We start from the raw sequence: 17,258 nt of genomic DNA, 5'->3' as shown, positions 1-17,258 counted from the left end.
GGCAGCCATGATACGCGTCTGAAAGCTGACGCCAAGCCTGAGCGCCCCTTTAACTACGGCATTACCGGCGGCACGTACTGCAGCGTCGTACCCAGTGCCCACAGCAACACCAGCACCAACGGCACATGCACCAGCAACTGGACGAAGGAAAAACCGATCAGGTCGCGCGCCTTGAGCCCTAGCACGCCCAGCAGCGGCAGCATGTAGAACGGGTTGATCAGGTTGGGCAGAGCTTCGGCAGCGTTGTAGATCTGCACCGCCCAGCCCAGATGGTACTGCAGGTCGTTGGCCACCAGCATCACGTAAGGCGCTTCGATGATCCACTTGCCACCGCCCGAAGGGATGAAGAAGCCCAGCACCGCCGAATACACGCCCATCAGCACGGCATAGGTGTCATGGGTGGCTATCTGGGTGAAGAACAGCGAGATGTGATGCGCAAGGGTCTGCTCATCCACACCCTTGACCTGGGTAAGGATGGCGGCAATCGAGCCATACAGCGGGAACTGGATCAGCACCCCGGTGGTGGTCGGCACAGCTCTCGCGACGGCGTCAAGAAAGCTGCGTGGGCGCCAGTGCAACAAGGCACCCAGCATGATGAACAACAGGTTGTAGGTGTTCAGCCCGGAAATCGCCGTGATCGCAGGTTTGGTGGCGAACTCCTGGTACAGCCAGCCAGCGGCCAGGGCCACCAGCAGCAGAATCAGGATCGGGCTGTGCTCCAGCCACTCCCCCGGGCGGGTACGTTGCGGTGCCGGTGGCGCGGTGAAACTGGGGTCAACACCGCAGTCTTCGGCGCTGCGCGCACTGTTTGGGCCGGGGGCCGTGGCGTAGGCAATCACCAGCGACACCACTACCAGCGCCGCCAGCATTACACCGGATTGCCAGAGGAAAATGGTTTCGGTGAACGGGATGACCCCGGTAATCGACAGGATCGAAGGGGGCAGGCTGGCCGGGTTGGCTTGCAGTTGAGCAGCCGATGACGACAGGCCCAGTGCCCATACCGCGCCCAGGCCCAGGTAGGCAGCAGCACCTGCGGCACGGTAGTCCATTTTCAGCTCGGTGCGCCGTGCCAGGGCGCGTACCAGGAGGCCACCGAATACCAACGACAGGCCCCAGTTGAGCAAGGACGCCAACATCGAGATCAGTGCGACCCAGCACACTGCCGAGCGACCATTCCCTGGGATGCGCGCCAGACGGTCGATCAGCCGTGCGGCAGGCGGCGAGCTGGCCACCACATAACCGCCGATCACCACGAAGGCCATCTGCATGGTGAACGGGATCAGGCTCCAGAAGCCATCGCCAAAGGCTTTGGCGGTGTCGGTCGGCTTGGCCCCCATGGCCAGCGCGCCGATGCACACCAACAGCACCGCCAGCGCGGCGAACACCCAGGAATCGGGGAACCAGCGTTCCGCCCAGTTGGAACAACGCAAGGCAAAGCGGGCGGAGCGGCTGTCTTGGATTTCAGCGGCCACAGTTGAATTCCTTTTATTGGTTTTATGATGTGAAACCGTGTTGCCAGGCAACACAAAAACCTGTGGGAGCGGGTTTACCCACGAATGCGGCGGTGAATGTACCGACGCATTCGCGGGTAAACCCGCTCCCACAGGGTAGGATCGCGTGATGCCTTAGAAGGTCATTTCCTTCACATCATCCGGCACGATCAGCTTGCCGGCGGTTTTCTCGATGATTTCCTCGACGCTCACCCCTGGTGCGGTCTCGCGCAGGATGAAGGCGCCGTCTTCGATTTCCAGGTAGGCCAGGTCGGTCAGCACTTTGCGGATGCAGCCAGCCCCGGTGAGTGGCAGGCTGCACTGCGGCAGCAGCTTGGACTCGCCGTCCTTGGAGGCGTGGGTCATGGTGACGATGATGTTATCGGCGCCAGCCACCAGGTCCATGGCACCGCCCATGCCCTTGACCAGTTTGCCCGGGATCATCCACGAGGCGATGTTGCCCTGCACGTCCACTTCGAAGGCGCCCAGTACGGTCAGGTCGACGTGGCCGCCGCGGATCATGGCGAACGACTGCGCCGAATCGAAAATCGAGGCACCGCGGCGGGCGGTGACGGTTTGTTTGCCGGCGTTGATCATGTCGGCATCAATCGTACTTTCGGTCGGGAATTCGCCCATGCCGAGGAGGCCGTTTTCCGATTGCAGCATCACATCCATGTCGGCGGGTACGTAGTTGGCCACCAGGGTCGGAATGCCGATACCCAGGTTCACGTAGTAGCCGTCCTTCAGTTCACGGGCGACGCGTTGCGCCATCTGTTCGCGGGTCAGTGCCATGGTCAGGATCTCTTTGTTGTTCTGGTGGATGGCGCTCAGGCCTTGACGGTGCGCTTTTCGATACGCTTTTCGAAGGTGCCGACGATAACGCGGTCCACATAGATGCCTGGGGTGTGGATCTCGCTGGGCAACAGCACGCCTGGCTCGACGATTTCTTCCACTTCGACCACGGTGATCTTGCCGGCGGTGGCCGCCAGCGGGTTGAAGTTTTGCGCCGTGTTGCGGTACACCACGTTGCCGTAGTGGTCAGCCTTCCAGCCCTTGACGATGGCGAAGTCGCCTGTAATGGACGCTTCTAGGATGTACTTGCGGCCCTTGAACTCGCGCACTTCCTTGCCGTCGGCAACCGGGGTGCCGTAGCCGGTGGCGGTGTAGAACGCCGGAATACCGGCACCTCCTGCGCGCATTTTCTCGGCGAGGGTGCCCTGCGGAGTCAGCTCCACCTCCAGCTCGCCGCTGAGCAGCTGGCGTTCGAACTCGGCGTTTTCGCCCACGTAGGAAGCGATCATCTTGCGGATCTGCCGGTCTTCCAGCAGCACACCCAGGCCAAAGCCGTCGACGCCGCAGTTGTTGGAGACCACGGTCAGGCCTTTGACGCCGCGCCGCTTGATTTCGCCAATGAGGTTTTCCGGGATGCCGCACAGGCCGAAACCACCGGCCAGTACCGTCATGTTGTCGGTCAGGCCTTCAAGGGCCTGTTCATAGGTTGCAACGCGCTTGTCCAGTCCGGCCATGCTGATCCGCCTTTTGTAGTTGTTGAACCGACGAAGCTGTCGGTGAGCGTGTGCAGACATCTTCACCGCAAGCGACTGATTTGTTAATTTTGTTTTCGTCATCGATTGATAACTTTTACAAAACAAAAATAGGCCCGTCATGAACGTCAAGCAACTGCGTGCTTTTGTCGCCGTGGCCAAGTACCAAAGCTTTGCCCAGGCCGGAGAGCACCTGCATGTCTCACAGCCCGCCCTCAGCCTGACCATCAAGGCGCTGGAAGAAAACCTCGGCGGTGCCCTGCTCAGCCGCACCACGCGCAGCGTCAGCCTGACCGCCGAAGGCGAAGTGCTGCTGCCACTGGCACGGCGGCTTCTGGCCGATTGGGACGACACCGAGGAGATGCTGCGCCAGCGCTTTACCTTGCAACTGGGCCGCGTGGCGGTGGCAGCCATGCCGGCGTTCGCCGGCAACCTGCTGCCCCACTCGCTCAAGGTGTTTCGTCAACGCTACCCCAAGGTCAACGTCACCGTGCATGACGTGATCAATGAACAGGTGCAGGAACTGGTGCGCCATCGCCGCGTCGAACTGGGCATCGGCTTCGAGCCGGACAACATCGACGGGCTGGACTTCCACCCGTTGTACATGGACCGTTTCGTCGCGGTGGTGCCTGCCGACTCGCCCCTGGCACTGCTGCCCGAGGTGAGCTGGGCACAGCTGATGGCCGAAGACTTCGTCGCCCTGCAACGCCCTTCGGCAGTGCGCCTGCTGATGGAGCAGAATGTGGCACCCCAGCACGGCAAACTGGCCGTGGCCTTCGAAAGCCACCAGTTGGCGACCATCGGCCGCATGGTCGCCAGCGGCCTGGGGGTCAGTGCCGTACCGGCGCTGTGCATCAACCAGATGCAAGAGCTGGGCGCCCGTTGCGTAACTTTGGTGGAGCCCACGGTCGAGCGGCGCATCGGCGTGATTGCCCTTAGCGAACACAAGCTTTCCACCGCAGCGCAAGCGCTGCTTGAGGTTTTGTATTCCAATACCCGGATCCCGGAGGTGACATGCGTTACGTGAAACTGGCAGGCTCGAGCGTTCCGGCCATTGGCCAAGGTACCTGGTACATGGGGGAAGACCCTGGCCGCAAGGCTGCCGAGGTCGCGGCCCTGCAACAGGGCATCGAGCTGGGCCTGGCCCTGATCGACACCGCCGAGATGTATGCTGAAGGCGGGGCAGAATCCGTGGTTGGCCAGGCGATTGCCGGGCGGCGCGACCAGGTATTTCTGGTCAGCAAGGTGTACCCGCACAATGCGAGTGCTCGCGGCATGGCAGCTGCCTGTGAGCGCAGCCTCACACGCTTGGGGACTGACTGCATTGACCTGTACCTGCTGCACTGGCGTGGCCAGCACTCGCTGGAAGAAACGGTCGATGCCTTCGAGCGCTTGCGCGAGCAAGGCAAGATCAAGCGCTGGGGCGTGTCCAATTTCGACGTAGACGACCTGCGCGAACTGCACAATCCTGACTGTGCCACCAACCAGGTGCTGTACAACCCGGCTCAGCGTGGCATCGAGTTCGACCTGCTGCCGTGGTGCGAAAAACGTGCGCTGCCGACCATGGCCTACTGCCCGCTGGCTCAGGCCGGGCGCTTGTTGCAGCACCCCGTGCTGGCAGAAATCGCCGAGCGCCATGGTGCTACACCGGCCCAGGTCAGCCTGGCCTGGGTGACCCGCAACGACGGGGTGATCGCCATCCCCAAAGCCGTGACACCTGAGCATGTGCGGCTGAATGCTGCTGCGGGGTTATTGACCTTGAACAGTGAAGACCTGCGAGCGATCGACCGGGCGTTCCCGGCACCGACGCGCAAGCAGCGGTTGGCGATGGTGTAAGCACCCAGCCTTGAACATCTTGGGGCTGCGTTGCAGCCCCAATCACTTAATGGAAGTCGCGGCTGCGCACATCCAGCCCCTGCAACAGTGGGCTAACATCCTCCAGCCGCCGCGCAATCAGGTGCCTCACCCCCTCCTCCTGCTCCAGCCGCCCACTGACCTTCAGTAGCTGCGACCCCACCAGCGCCCGCCGTTGCCGCTCGGCAAGCTCCCGCCACACGACCACGTTGACCATCCCGTGCTCATCCTCCAGTGTGACGAAGGTGACCCCACTGGCAGTTTGCGGCCGCTGGCGGCCCACTACCAGTCCGGCCACCGCAATGTTGTCGCCATGCGCGACACCTTGCAGCTCACTCGAACTGCGACACCCCAACGCCCTCAGGCGTGAACGTAACAAGGCCAGCGGATGCGGGCCGAGCGTAGTGCCCAAGGTCTGGTAATCGGCCATCAGGTCCTCACCCACGCTTGGCACAGGCAAATCAACTGCGGCTTCAGGCACTGCTTCCACCTCTGCGAACAAGGGCAACTGCGGCTGCACCGCCGCCACCTGCCAGCGTGCCTGATGGCGGTCGCTGGCCAAGGTACGCAATGCCCCGCCATCAGCCAGACGGGCACGGGCGCGTTGGTCGAGGCCAGCACGCAAGCAAAGGTCTTCGACGTCGCGCCACGGCCGTTGCGCCCTCGCCTGCTGCACGCGCCTGGCATCGGCTTCGGCCAGGCCACGCACCAGCCGCAAGCCCATGCGAATGGCCAACACACCTTGAGCATCAGGTTCGAGGGTACAGTCCCAGTCGCTGTGGCATACGTCGACGGGCCGCACCTCGATACCTTGGCGGCGCGCCTCCTGCAGCAACTGGTCCGGGCTGTAGAAGCCCATGGGCCAGCTGTTGACCAGCGCGCAGGTGAAGATTGCCGGCTCATGGCACTTCAGCCAGCTGCTGGCATAACACAGCAAGGCAAAACTGGCCGCGTGCGACTCCGGGAAACCATAGCTGCCAAAGCCCTTGATCTGCTCGAAGATACGCTCGGCGAACGCCAGTTCGTAACCATTTCGCAGCATGCCTTGCAACAGCCGCTCGCGGTGCGGCTCCAGGCCACCGTGGCGTTTCCAGGCCGCCATGCTGCGACGTAGCTGGTCGGCCTCGCCCGGCGTGTAGTCGGCTGCGACCATGGCCAGTTCCATCACCTGTTCCTGAAACAACGGCACGCCCAAGGTCCGTGCGAAGACTGCCTTGAGCTTCGGCGACGGGTAGGTCACCGGCTCCTGCTTCAGGCGCCGGCGCAAGTAGGGGTGCACCATGTCACCCTGAATCGGCCCCGGGCGGACAATGGCCACTTCGATGACCAGGTCATAGAACGTTCGGGGTCGCAGCCGAGGCAGCATGGCCATCTGCGCACGCGACTCGATCTGGAACACCCCCATGGTCTCGGCGCGGCTGATCATCGCGTAAGTGGCCGGGCATTCGCTGGGGATGGTCGCCAGGGTCAGCTGTCGGCCACGGTGGCGTTGCAGCAGGTCGAAGCAACGGCGCAAGGCACTGAGCATACCCAGCGCCAGCACGTCGACCTTGAGCAAACCGACCATGTCCAGGTCGTCCTTGTCCCACTGGATCACCGTGCGCTCCGCCATTGCTGCATTCTCCACCGGCACCAGCTGGTCGAGCGGCTGCTGGGAAATAACGAAACCACCCGGGTGCTGCGAAAGGTGCCGAGGGAAGCCGATAAGCTCACCCGCCAGCACCAGCACCCGGCGCAACGACGGGCTGCCGGCCTCGAAGCCGGCTTCTGCCAGTCGCTGGTCGTCGGGTATGCGGTCGCTCCAGCGGCCACAGCATTTGGCCAGGGCATCCACCTGATCCATTGGCAAACCCAACACCCGCGCCACATCCCGCACCGCACCCGCTGCATGGTAAGTGTTGACCACCGCAGTCAGCGCGGCACGGTGCCGGCCATAGCGGCGGAACACATACTGAATCACTTCTTCGCGCCGGTCGTGCTCGAAGTCCACGTCGATATCGGGTGGCTCGTTGCGCTCGCGCGACAGGAAACGCTCGAACAACAGGTGGTGCTCCATGGGGTCGAGCTCGGTAATGCCCAGCACGAAACACACCACCGAGTTGGCAGCAGAGCCACGCCCTTGGCACAAGATGCGCTGGCTGCGGGCGAAGGCGACGATGTCGTGCACGGTCAGGAAGTAGCTCTCGTAACCCAGTGCTTCAATCAGCGCCAGTTCCTTGGCCAGCACATCACGCACCTTGTCACTGGGCCCCTGCGGCCAGCGCAACCGCAGGCCCTGCTCGCACAGCGCGTGCAACCAGCTTGCCGGGGTGTGGCCCTGGGGCACCAGTTCGCGCGGGTATTGGTACTTCAACTCGCGGAGGTCGAATTGGCAGCGCTGGGCAATGGCCAGGGTTTCGGCCAACAGGTCGAACGGGTACAGCTCGGCCAGTTGCGCCAGGCTACGCAAGTGGCGCTCGCCATTGGCAAACAGAAAGCGCCCGGCTTCGGACACCTGGCAATGCTGGCGGATGGCAGCCATGCAGTCCTGCAAGGCACGGCGGCCGCGCACGTGCATGTGCACGTCGCCACAGGCCACGGCGCGGATCCCCACATCGGCCGCCAGTGCCCGTAGGCGTTGCAGGCGCATGGCATCGTCGTGGCCCCGGTGCAGGTGCACCGCCAGCCACAGGCGCTCATCGAACACACTTCGCAGCCACTCGCCGGTGGCCGTATTGTCACTGTCATCGGCCACCCACAAGGCCAGCAGACCCTGACCGTGCAGCTGCAGGTCGTCACGAAAAAGCTGGTATTCGCCCTTTTCTGCCCGCCGACGGGCACGGGTGATCAGTGCGCACAAGTTCTGGTAGCCGGCCAGGTTTTCGACCAGCAGCACCAGCTTGGGGCCGTCGTGCAACTGCACCTCGCTGCCGACGATCAGCCGCAACCCATGCGCCTTGGCGGCCTGCCAGGCGCGCACGATACCGGCCAGGGTACATTCGTCCGTGATCGCCAACGCCTGATAACCCTGTTCAGCTGCGCGGCGGAACAGCTCCTCGGCACTCGAAGCACCGCGTTGGAAGCTGAAGTTGGACAAGCAATGCAGCTCGGCATATCCCGACATGCTCATGCAAACCAGCCCTGCAACCACAGCGGGCCGGCCTGGCCCAGGTCGCGGTAGGCCCAGCCACGCAGGCCCTCACGGGTTTCGATGCGGTAGTAGTCGCGGCGCACATCGCCGCCATCCCACCAGCCCGATTCGATGCGTTCGGCATGGCCCTGCAACCGATAGCCGGCATCATCCAGCGCCATCGGTGCAGGCAGTAGCCAACCTGGGCGGCTGCCCGGGGCAACCGGCATGTTGCCTTTTGCGCCCTGCTCTGCCAGTTGCCAGGCGCATTCAGGGCGGTGATCTGCCGCTGCACGCACCCCCTTGACGGCCTCATCCCCCAGGCGGGCGCGCAGCCGCTCGCGCAATTGCTCCCAGGGTTGGGCCTGTTGTGCGCGTGGGTCGAACAACGGCTGATGCTGCGGCACGAAGGGCGGCAGGTCTTCGGCGACCAACCGCAGGTTGCGCACCGCTGCCGGTATACGCAGCGGCTCCAGGCGCCCACGGGCCAGTTCGAACAGCATCGCAGCATCGCGCTCAGCCGCCAGCAGGCCCACCTTGAGCAAGGTATCCGGCCCTTCGGCATGCTCCAGATGCAGGCAAAAGCGCTGCACGCCACAGTCGCGCCCGGCGAGAAATGCAGCCAGGTCGTTGAGCATGCGCCGCAGCGGGAACAGCAGCGCTTGGTGTGATTCAACGTCGAAATTCAGCTCCAGCCGGGTTTCGAAACGGTCCGGTGGCTGGTAGAAGTCCAGCCCCAGGTTGCGCAGGCCGAGCAACTGATCGAGGTGCAGCTGAATCTGGGCCGCAAAGCGCCTGGCCAAGGTATCGCGCGGCAAGGCCAGTACCTGGCCCAGTTGACGCAAGCCCATGCGGGCAAAGGCTTCGGCAGCCTCTGCCGGCAAGCCGATTCGCGTGATGGGCATGGCCAGCAACGCTGCGCGAGTTGCATCGGCATCGCTCACCGCCAAACCGTCGTGGCCATTGGCGAGCATACGTGCCGCCACCGGGTTGCTGGCCAGGACGATGCGTTGGCGCAAGCCCAGGTCTGCCAGTTCCTGGCGCAGACGCGCCTCGAACAAGGGCCACGGGCCGAACAGTTGCAGGCTGGAGCCTACTTCCAACAACAGCGCCCGAGGGTAATGCACGCTGACCTGGGCACTGAAACGGTAGGCCCAGGCCGCCAGCAACTGCTGCACCTGCTCGATGCGCTTGGGGTCGCTTTCGACACAGGTGAAGCCATCCGCCAGGGCACGCGCTGCGGTCAGGGTTTGCCCGGCCCGCAAGCCAAGTGCAGCGGCCGCCGGGTTGACCGCCTGCACCACACGGCGCTGGGTAGGCCCACCAACAAGCACCAGAGGCGTATCAGGGTCGTCACGCTCACGCAGGACGGTGTCCAGCGCCAGCTGCGGCAGCAGGATGCAGGCCCAGAGCATGGTGCATCAGCCCCGGCCCGGGCAGGCGATGGGCAGCGCTGGCGGCATGCCGCCACGGCTCTTCAGCACACGCCATTGCGCCGGGCGCGTGTCAACGGCAATGCGCAGTGCTGCAGGTGAAGGGTTGTGCGCCGCCTGCTGCGGCCTGCAGGCGAATGCCAGTGCCTGGCCGGTTTCAGCGGCCACCTGCAAGCGCCTCAGGGCGCGGTCATCGGCACGTTCCGGCCAGCATAGCACTGCCGCACAACTGCCCGAGCGCAGGCACTGTTCGGCGGCCCACAGGGCATCGGTGGGTTCGGCATCCACCTGTACCAGCCAGCGCAGGTCCACTCCCGCCGCCTGCCAGGCCGGTGCATACGGGATGAACGGCGGTGCCACCAGCACCACGCGGCTGGCGTCAGCGCTTAGCCGGGCCAGGGTTGGCCACAGCAACTGCAATTCGCCACAACCGGGGCTGGCCAGCAACAGCTCGCTCAGTGCGGCCGCTGGCCAGCCACCTTCCGGCAAGCGCTCGTCAAGGGCCGTATGGCCGGTGGGCTGCAACCCGAGTGGCCGCGCCTGGGCCTGCCGCCCGCGCCATACCCGGCGCTGGTCGAGCAGCCTGTCGAGGTCGACCACCGCGCCCATCAGTCACGCCTCAGCAAGCCGCAGAACACGCCTTCGATGAAAAACGCCTGTTCAGGCTTCACATCGATGGGCGCGTAGGCCGGGTTGCGCGGCAACAGCCGGTAATGGCTGCCTTTGCGTTGCAGGCGCTTGATGGTGACTTCACCGTCCAGGCGCGCAACCACGATCTGGCCATCGCGGGCGTCGGCCTGCTGAAGAATGCCGACCAGATCACCGTCGAAAATGCCATCGTCGATCATCGAGTCGCCACGCACCTTCAGCAGGTAATCCGGTGTACGGCGGAACAGACTGGGGTCGAGCAGCAATTGTTCGTGAATGCCCAGATCCGGGCCTATGGGGGCACCTGCCGCTACCTGGCCCAGCACCGGTACTTCGAGGATTTCTGGCCGGCGCAACGGTTCAGCCAGGCGGATGCCCCGCGCCTGGTTCGGCGTGACATCGATGTAGCCGGCCTGGCACAGGGCAGTGATGTGCTTGCGCGCGACGCTGCGCGAGGCAAAACCGAAGCGCGTGGCGATATCGGCCAGGCTTGGCGGCTGGCCATGGTTGGCAATGCGCTCACGAATGAATTCGAAAATGGCGCGGCGTTTGGGGGTTAGATTGTCCATGGAGCACATTTGTACTCTTTTCAGGGCACGCTGAACAGCCCCCTTTGTCGCCAGCTTTGGTTATGATCCCCTGGCTTGTGTTTTTTGACCTGGATATCTCATGCTGACCGCTCTGCTGTTCGACCTCGACGGAACCCTCACCGACACCGATACCCTGCACCTGCAAGCCTTTCGCCAGCTGCTGCGTGAGCACGATGGCCGCGAGCTTAGCCAGGCGCAGTTCGATGCCCAGGTCAGCGGCCGCGCCAACGGCGAGCTGTTCGCCGAGCTGTTCAGCGACGCCAGCGCCGAACAGTGCAAGGCGCTGGCCGACCGCAAGGAAGCGCTGTTCCGCGACATATCGCCTTCCCTTGAACCCATGCCGGGCCTGCTGCGCTTGCTGGCACATGCCCAGGCGCGCAGCATCGGCATGTGCGTGGTCACCAACGCACCCCGGCTGAATGCCGAACACATGTTGAATGCTATGGGCCTTGGCCAGCGCTTCGCGCATGTGCTGGTGGCCGAGGAACTGGCGCGGCCCAAGCCAGACCCGCTGCCCTACCTCACCGGGTTGCAGCGGCTGGGCGCCGAAGCCGCGCAAGCGCTGGCCTTCGAGGATTCATTACCAGGCGTGGCCGCGGCCAGTGGCGCAGGCATCTTCACCGTAGGCGTGGCCACGACGCAAACGCCGGAGCGGTTGCTGGCGGCGGGGGCCAAGCTGGTTGTGAATGACTTCGATGACCCGGCGTTGTGGGCATTGATCGAATCCATGCAATGACCGCCCAAGGCCGCCCATGCTGATCGACGAAGAACTCACCCTCAAAAAGCTGGAAACCTTCCTCGCCTTCATGCGCACCGGCAACCTCGGCCGCGCCGCGGCCGAGCTGTCCACCAGTGCGGTCAGTGTGCATCGCGCCATCCACTCACTGGAAAGCGCCCTGCGCTGCCCGTTGTTCAAGCACGAAGGCCGCCAGCTGATCCCGCTGGAAAGTGCTTACGTGCTGGAAAAGAAGGCCCGGCAGCTGATCCAGGACGCTGAGCAGATGGTGCGCCAGACCCGTGAGGCCGCCGGCTTCTATGCTGAGCGCTTCCGCCTGGGCGCGCTCTACTCGCTAACCGTGAAGACCGTGCCCAAGCTGGTCATGGGCCTGAAACTGCGCCGCAGCGAACTGAACATCGACCTCACCCTGGGCTCCAACATCGACTTGCTGCAGCGCCTGAAGAACCACGAACTGGAGGCCATTCTGGTCTCCCTTGATGAAAGCGTCAGCGACCCGGCCTGCGAGCAGTTGCCGCTGTTCTCCGACGATATCTTCCTCGCGGTCCCCACCGACTCGCCTTTCGCCGAGCAAGCCGAGGTGGACCTGGCAGACCTGGCCGACTCCACGTTCATTACCCTGACCCAGGGCTTCGCCACCCAACGCGATGGTGCACGGGTGTTCCAGCAGGCCGGCTTTGAACCGAAGGTGGCCATGCAGGTGAACGATATCTTCACATTGCTGAGCATGGTCAGCTCGGAGGTGGGCTTTGCCCTGCTGCCCGGGCGCATCGCCGCGGTATACGAGAACCGCGTCCGGTTGATTGCCTTGAAGCCGCAATATCGCTTGCAGCAGCATATCGGTGTGGTGTTTCTGAAAGCCCGGGAGCGGGAGCCGAACCTGCTGGCGTTGCTGGCGGAGTGCCGGATGTACAGCCTGGAGCGGTAAGCCAGTGTGCGCCATGCCGACCTTGCTGCCACGGTGCCAACGCCGAAACCTCAAACCGACAATGCCCGCTGCACCTCGCCCACGGTAGTCGCCAGGCTGTTCAGGTGCAGGTTCAACACCCGCTCGACCGGCGCCTGGTCCAGTGGCCAGTGTAAGGCAATGCTCCCGGCCAGGCGCCCTTCGGCACGCACCGGCAAGGCGATGGCGCGAATCAGGAACGGCAACCGCACCGGATACTCCCAGTGCCCTTCGGTCCGCTGGCCAAAGCCCTTGTGTGCGTCTTCCTCGATATTGCGCAGCACTGTGTCATCACCCAGCCGCTCGTGGGTCGCCAGGCGCTGCACTTCGTCCTCCGCCAGCTCACCCAGACAGGCCCGTCCCATCGCCGAATGGAACAGGCTGGCATGGTGCCCAACAATCTGGCAGGTGTGCGGATAGCGCTTGCGCAATACTTGGGGGATGGCACTTTCCATCACCTCCAGCCGTTCGCCGTCGAAGCACGACAGGTCCGCTACCAGCCCGGTGCGTTCGCTCAGCTCCAGCAGCATGGGCGCAGCGCTCTCCACGAGGCGCCGCTTGAAACGCAACTGGCGGTCGCCGAACAGGCGCCGCGCGCACAGCCGGTAGCGCCGGTCGCTCAGGCCACGGTACACCCAGCCTTGCTCCTGCAAGGTGGCAAGCATGCGCGATACCGTGGCCTTGGGCAGCGCCGTCAGGTAATGCAGTTCCTCCAGGCCCAGTGCCTGGTGTTCGCCCAACAGGTCGACAATGGCCAACGCCCGTTCCACGGAACGCACGCCGCCACTGTCTGCCGTGATGCCCATGGGTTTGACCTCCTTGTTGGGGGATGGTCAGCATAGCCAGCAAGATCCGCGCCTGCTCGCTGCTTTCATCAAACCTGCAGGCACTGGGGTGGGCAACGCTCCACCCACCGGGTGAGCTGTTCATGGGCATACGCCAACTGCAACACGGCATGGTCAGCCTGGGCCGGGCCTATGATTTGCAGGCCCATGGGCAACCCGGCCGCACTGAACCCGACCGGTACGCTGATGCTCGGCAAGCCGGCCAGGGTCGGCCCGATCACCACCTCCATCCAGCGGTGGTAGGTGTCCATCGCCCGCCCCCCAACCACCGTTGGCCATGGCTGGCGTGCATCGAAAGGGAACACCTGGGCCGATGGCAACAGCAGGAAATCGTAACGTTCGAACAGATGGGCCAACGCACGGTACCAGTCGCTACGGTCCAGCGAAGCCTGGTACAGCGCTGCCGCACTCAGTTGCAAGCCCCCTTCCACTTCCCACTGTGCCTCAGGCTTGAGCCGTGCGCGCTTGACCGGGTCGGCATAGGCCGCCCCGAGGTTGCCGTGCACCAGGAAGTGGCGATGGGTCAGCCAGCATTGCCACAACCGCGCGGGGTCGAATGCCGGCTGGCAAACCTCCACCCGGCAGCCCAGTTCGGCAAAATCGGCCAGCGCCGACTCGCACAGGCTCATCACCCCGTCATCCATGGGCAGGTAGCCGTTGTAATCACCCAGCCAGCCGACCCGCACGCCCCGGAAATCACGCTGCAAACCAGCAGCAAAGTCACGCCGACCTTCACTCAGCGACAGCGGTGCCCGTGCGTCAACGCCAGCCTGTATCGACAGCAACCGCGCCACGTCAACCACGCTACGGCCCATGGGCCCCTCGGTGGCCAGCTGCTGCACGAACAGTTCGGGCGCCGGCCCATGGGGCACTCGGCCCTGTGAGGGGCGCAGGCCGAACACATTGTTGAACGCCGCCGGGTTGCGCAGCGAGCCCATCATGTCGCTCCCGTCGGCGACCGGCAGCAGGCGCATGGCCAGCGCCGCTGCCGCCCCGCCACTGCTGCCACCGGCCACACGCTGCGGGTCGTAGGCATTGGTGGTGGTACCGAACAGGGTGTTGTAGGTTTGCGAGCCGAGGCCGAACTCGGGCACGTTGCTCTTGCCCACGATCAGCGCCCCGCTCGCCCGCACCCGCGCAACACTGATCGCGTCCTGCTCAGGGACCTGTTCGGCAAACAAGGGGGAGCCAAGGGTGGTGCGCAGCCCGGCAGTGGCTGCCAGGTCCTTGATCGCCTGCGGCATGCCATGCATCCAGCCCCGCGAATGGCCACGGGCCAGTTCACGGTCACGCTCATCGGCCTCGGCCAGCAGCGCTTCGGCCGGGCGCAGTGACACCAGCGCATTGACTACAGGGTTGCAGCGTTCGATGTGCAGCAGGTAGGCCTGCATCACGTCCCGACACGACACCTGGCGGGCATGGATGGCCTGGGACAATGCCTCGGCATCGAGGGCTACGATGGGGTCGATGGCTAGCGGCTTCACGGTTTTACTCCAAGGTTGAAGGCGGCAGGCTTGGCCAACCGAGGTGCTTCTTTCAGGCAGTAGGTACCCAGCAGCGTCAGCAGGCAGGCGAACAGCACATAAAACGAAGGCGCCACCGGGGTGCCGAGCACCTTGCTCAGCCAGGTCACGATCAACGGGGCAAAGCCGCCGAACACCATCACAGCCACGTTATAGGCCACCGACACACCGGTGGAGCGCACCTCAACCGGGAACTGCTCGGCCAATGCAGTGGGTGCCGGGCCGAAGAAGCCGCCGATGGCGGTGCACAGCAGCAGTTGCATGATCAGCAGGCGCTCCACGGACGGCGCGGCGGCCACCCACACATAAAGTGGGTAGACCATCACGAAGAACGCCAGCGTGAAGGCCATCAACACCGGGCGCCTCCCCAGCCGGTCAGACAGCGCGCCAGACAACGGAATCACCACGGTCATCAGCCCCACGGCCAGCATCTGCACCAGCAGCACCTGGTCCAGCGGCAGCCCGAGGTTCTTGTGGGCGAAGGTCGGCATGTTCACCAGCACCACGTAGAACGACACCGTCGCGCCACAGGCCAGGCCCATCGACACCAGCAGGCTGCGCCGGTGCTCACGCAACACCTGCCACAGGCTGGGCGACTGGCCCTTGGCCTGGCGGCGCGCTTCGACGAACTCTTCGGGCTCTTCCATGTGCTTGCGAATCCACAGCCCCACCGGGCCGATCAGCAGGCCGAGCACGAACGGAATGCGCCAACCCCAGCTGTCCAGTGCCTCAGGCGAACACAGGTGCGTCACCAGGGCGACCATCGCCGCCCCGGAAAACACCGCCAGGCATTGCCCCACCAGTTGCCACGAGCCATACAGCCCCTTGCGGTGGGCCGGCGCGCTTTCTACCAGAAACGCTGTCGCGCTGGCGTATTCGCCACCGGTAGCAAAGCCCTGCAGCATGCGGGCCACCACGATCAGCATCGGCGCGGCCATGCCTATGGCCAGGTAATCGGGGGCAAAAGCGATCATGGCGATCGACACGGTCATCAGCCGGATGATCATCTGCATGGCCGCCTTCCGGCCCTTGCGATCGGAATACATGCCCAGCAACACGCCACCCACCGGGCGCATGAAAAAGCCGACGCCGAAGGTAGCCAGGGCCATCAGCAGCGAGGCGTACTCATCGTCGGACGGGAAAAACTGCCGGGCAATGATGCTGGCCAGAAAGCCATACACGATAAAGTCATACCACTCCAGGGCATTGCCGATAACGGCAGCGACCACCTGCCGGGTACGCGACACGCCAGTGCTCGAAGTCTGCATAGGGGAACACTCCACACAATGATTGGGTGATCACCCGGGCGCGGTCGCACCCGGGTTCCAGCGGCAGTCGTAAATGGGAAGGTCAGGCGGGCGCGAGCCAGCGCTCTGCCAGCGCGCCCCAGTAGGCGGCGCCGGTCAGCAGGATGTCGTCGTTGAAGTCGTAGGCCGGGTTGTGCACCATCGGCCGCGATACCCCATTGCCGATGAACAGGTAAGCGCCCGGGCAACGTTGCAGCATCCAGGCGAAGTCTTCGCTGCCCATCAGCTTGCGGGTGTTGGCATCCACCGCCTCGGCACCCAGCAGTTCCACCCCGACCTGCGTGGCGAAGGCGTTCTCTGCGCCATGGTTGACCAGCACCGGGTAAGCCGGACGGTGTTCGATGCTGGCACTGCAGCCAAAGCTTTCGGCCTGGCTGACAATGATCGCCCGCACCCGTTCCAGGGTCTGTGCCCGCACCTCGGCGTTCAGCGCGCGCAGGCTAAGCCGCAGCAGGGCCTGCTGCGGGATCACGTTGGCCGCTTCACCGGCCTGCAGGGCACCCACCGTGACAACAGCCGCTTCCTGCGCATCGATATTGCGCGCCACCACGGTTTGCAGCGCCATCACCACACTGGCTGCCGCCACCAGCGGATCGACGGTCAGGTGTGGCATCGAGCCATGGCCGCCAACCCCGTCGAGGGTCACCGTCAGCAAGTCTTGCGAGGCCATCATCGGGCCCTCGCGAAAGCCCAGGTGCCCGGCTGGCAGGCCCGGCATGTTGTGCATGCCGAACAGTGCATCGCAAGGGAAGTGCTCCAGCAAGCCGTCGGCCAGCATCGCCTCGGCGCCGCCCTGGCCCTCCTCGGCCGGCTGGAAGATCAGCGTCAGCGTGCCGTCGAACTGCCGGGTCGCCGCCAGGTAGCGCGCGGCGCCGAGCAGCATGGTGGTGTGACCGTCATGGCCGCAGGCGTGCATGCAACCCTGGTGCTGGCTGCTGTACGTCGCACCCGTGGCCTCGTGGATGGGCAGCGCGTCCATGTCGGCGCGCAGGCCCAGACGGCGTGGGCTGCTGCCATTGCGTAGCACGCCGACCACGCCAGTCTTGCCGATGCCGGTGTGCACCTCATAGCCCCACGCATCAAGCAACCGGGCGACCAGCGCCGACGTGCGGTTTTCTTCAAAACCCAGTTCCGGGTGAGCGTGGATATCGTGACGGATCGCGTGCAGCTCGCTTGCCACATCGTCAAGCCAGGCCAGGATGTGCTGATGTCGGGACATGTAGAGTCTCCTCG

At 64.4% G+C, this 17,258-nt stretch carries 15 protein-coding genes; 4 read left to right on the top strand and 11 right to left on the bottom strand.

The window, feature by feature from the left end:
- Window positions 1–53: 53 nt before the first annotated feature.
- From APH36_RS15315 to APH36_RS15305, 3 genes are all read right to left on the bottom strand, one after another.
- Window positions 54–1,472 (bottom strand): short-chain fatty acid transporter, encoded by a 1,419-nt coding sequence (locus APH36_RS15315; RefSeq protein ID WP_016715302.1) that lies wholly within the window; start codon window positions 1,470–1,472, stop codon window positions 54–56.
- Between the two features lie 153 nt (window positions 1,473–1,625).
- Window positions 1,626–2,282 (bottom strand): CoA transferase subunit B, encoded by a 657-nt coding sequence (locus APH36_RS15310; RefSeq protein WP_012272371.1) that lies wholly within the window; start codon window positions 2,280–2,282, stop codon window positions 1,626–1,628.
- A gap of 35 nt (window positions 2,283–2,317) precedes the next feature.
- Window positions 2,318–3,016, bottom strand: coding sequence for a CoA transferase subunit A (locus APH36_RS15305; RefSeq protein WP_060499335.1), 699 nt, complete (start codon window positions 3,014–3,016; stop codon window positions 2,318–2,320).
- Window positions 3,017–3,155: 139 nt separating this feature from the next.
- Between APH36_RS15305 and APH36_RS15300 the strand changes: the two genes are divergently transcribed.
- Window positions 3,156–4,061, top strand: coding sequence for a LysR family transcriptional regulator (locus APH36_RS15300; protein ID WP_060499334.1), 906 nt, complete (start codon window positions 3,156–3,158; stop codon window positions 4,059–4,061).
- A complete protein-coding gene (locus APH36_RS15295; RefSeq protein ID WP_060499333.1) occupies window positions 4,049–4,870 on the top strand; it encodes an aldo/keto reductase in 822 nt (273 codons plus the stop codon). The genes APH36_RS15300 and APH36_RS15295 overlap by 13 nt, the downstream gene beginning before the upstream one ends.
- 46 nt (window positions 4,871–4,916) lie before the next feature.
- On the opposite strand, the gene APH36_RS15290 is transcribed toward APH36_RS15295, so the two are convergent.
- Genes APH36_RS15290 through lexA form a run of 4 tightly spaced genes read right to left on the bottom strand, consistent with a single transcriptional unit; the run spans window position 4,917 to window position 10,656 of the window.
- Window positions 4,917–7,997 carry an error-prone DNA polymerase gene (locus APH36_RS15290; RefSeq protein WP_060499332.1) on the bottom strand — a complete coding sequence of 1,027 codons (3,081 nt, stop codon included), beginning with the start codon at window positions 7,995–7,997 and terminating at the stop codon, window positions 4,917–4,919.
- Window positions 7,994–9,412, bottom strand: a complete 1,419-nt coding sequence (locus APH36_RS15285; protein WP_060499331.1) for a DNA polymerase Y family protein — start codon at window positions 9,410–9,412, stop codon at window positions 7,994–7,996. Before APH36_RS15285 ends, APH36_RS15290 begins: the two co-directional genes overlap by 4 nt.
- A 6-nt stretch (window positions 9,413–9,418) precedes the next feature.
- Window positions 9,419–10,039, bottom strand: coding sequence for a translesion DNA synthesis-associated protein ImuA (imuA, locus tag APH36_RS15280; protein ID WP_060499330.1), 621 nt, complete (start codon window positions 10,037–10,039; stop codon window positions 9,419–9,421).
- Complete coding sequence (gene lexA, locus APH36_RS15275; RefSeq protein WP_060499329.1) at window positions 10,039–10,656, bottom strand: transcriptional repressor LexA; 618 nt, start codon at window positions 10,654–10,656, stop codon at window positions 10,039–10,041. The genes imuA and lexA overlap by 1 nt, the downstream gene beginning before the upstream one ends.
- Before the next feature lie 91 nt (window positions 10,657–10,747).
- On the opposite strand from lexA, the gene APH36_RS15270 reads away from it, so the two are divergent.
- Window positions 10,748–11,404: an HAD family phosphatase gene (locus APH36_RS15270; protein ID WP_060499328.1), complete on the top strand. Its 657-nt coding sequence runs from the start codon at window positions 10,748–10,750 to the stop codon at window positions 11,402–11,404.
- Window positions 11,405–11,420: 16 nt separating this feature from the next.
- Window positions 11,421–12,332, top strand: a complete 912-nt coding sequence (locus APH36_RS15265) for a LysR family transcriptional regulator (protein ID WP_060499327.1) — start codon at window positions 11,421–11,423, stop codon at window positions 12,330–12,332.
- A gap of 50 nt (window positions 12,333–12,382) precedes the next feature.
- Here APH36_RS15265 and APH36_RS15260 read toward each other — a convergent pair whose 3' ends face one another.
- From APH36_RS15260 to APH36_RS15245, 4 genes are all read right to left on the bottom strand, one after another.
- Window positions 12,383–13,156 (bottom strand): IclR family transcriptional regulator, encoded by a 774-nt coding sequence (locus APH36_RS15260; protein WP_060499326.1) that lies wholly within the window; start codon window positions 13,154–13,156, stop codon window positions 12,383–12,385.
- Window positions 13,157–13,224: 68 nt separating this feature from the next.
- Entirely contained in the window at window positions 13,225–14,679 is a 1,455-nt protein-coding gene (locus tag APH36_RS15255) for an amidase (RefSeq protein WP_060499325.1), read from the bottom strand.
- A complete protein-coding gene (locus APH36_RS15250) occupies window positions 14,676–15,986 on the bottom strand; it encodes a citrate-proton symporter (protein WP_060499324.1) in 1,311 nt (436 codons plus the stop codon). Before APH36_RS15250 ends, APH36_RS15255 begins: the two co-directional genes overlap by 4 nt.
- An 82-nt stretch (window positions 15,987–16,068) precedes the next feature.
- Window positions 16,069–17,244: a M20 aminoacylase family protein gene (locus APH36_RS15245; protein ID WP_060499323.1), complete on the bottom strand. Its 1,176-nt coding sequence runs from the start codon at window positions 17,242–17,244 to the stop codon at window positions 16,069–16,071.
- Window positions 17,245–17,258: the final 14 nt, after the last annotated feature.

The sequence above is a fragment of the Pseudomonas sp. NBRC 111133 genome (assembly GCF_001320605.1).
In the GTDB taxonomy this organism is placed as follows: Bacteria; Pseudomonadota; Gammaproteobacteria; order Pseudomonadales; family Pseudomonadaceae; genus Aquipseudomonas; species Aquipseudomonas monteilii.
The sequence above is the reverse complement of the archived record's forward strand: the minus strand, read 5'-3'. Positions and strand labels throughout refer to the sequence as shown.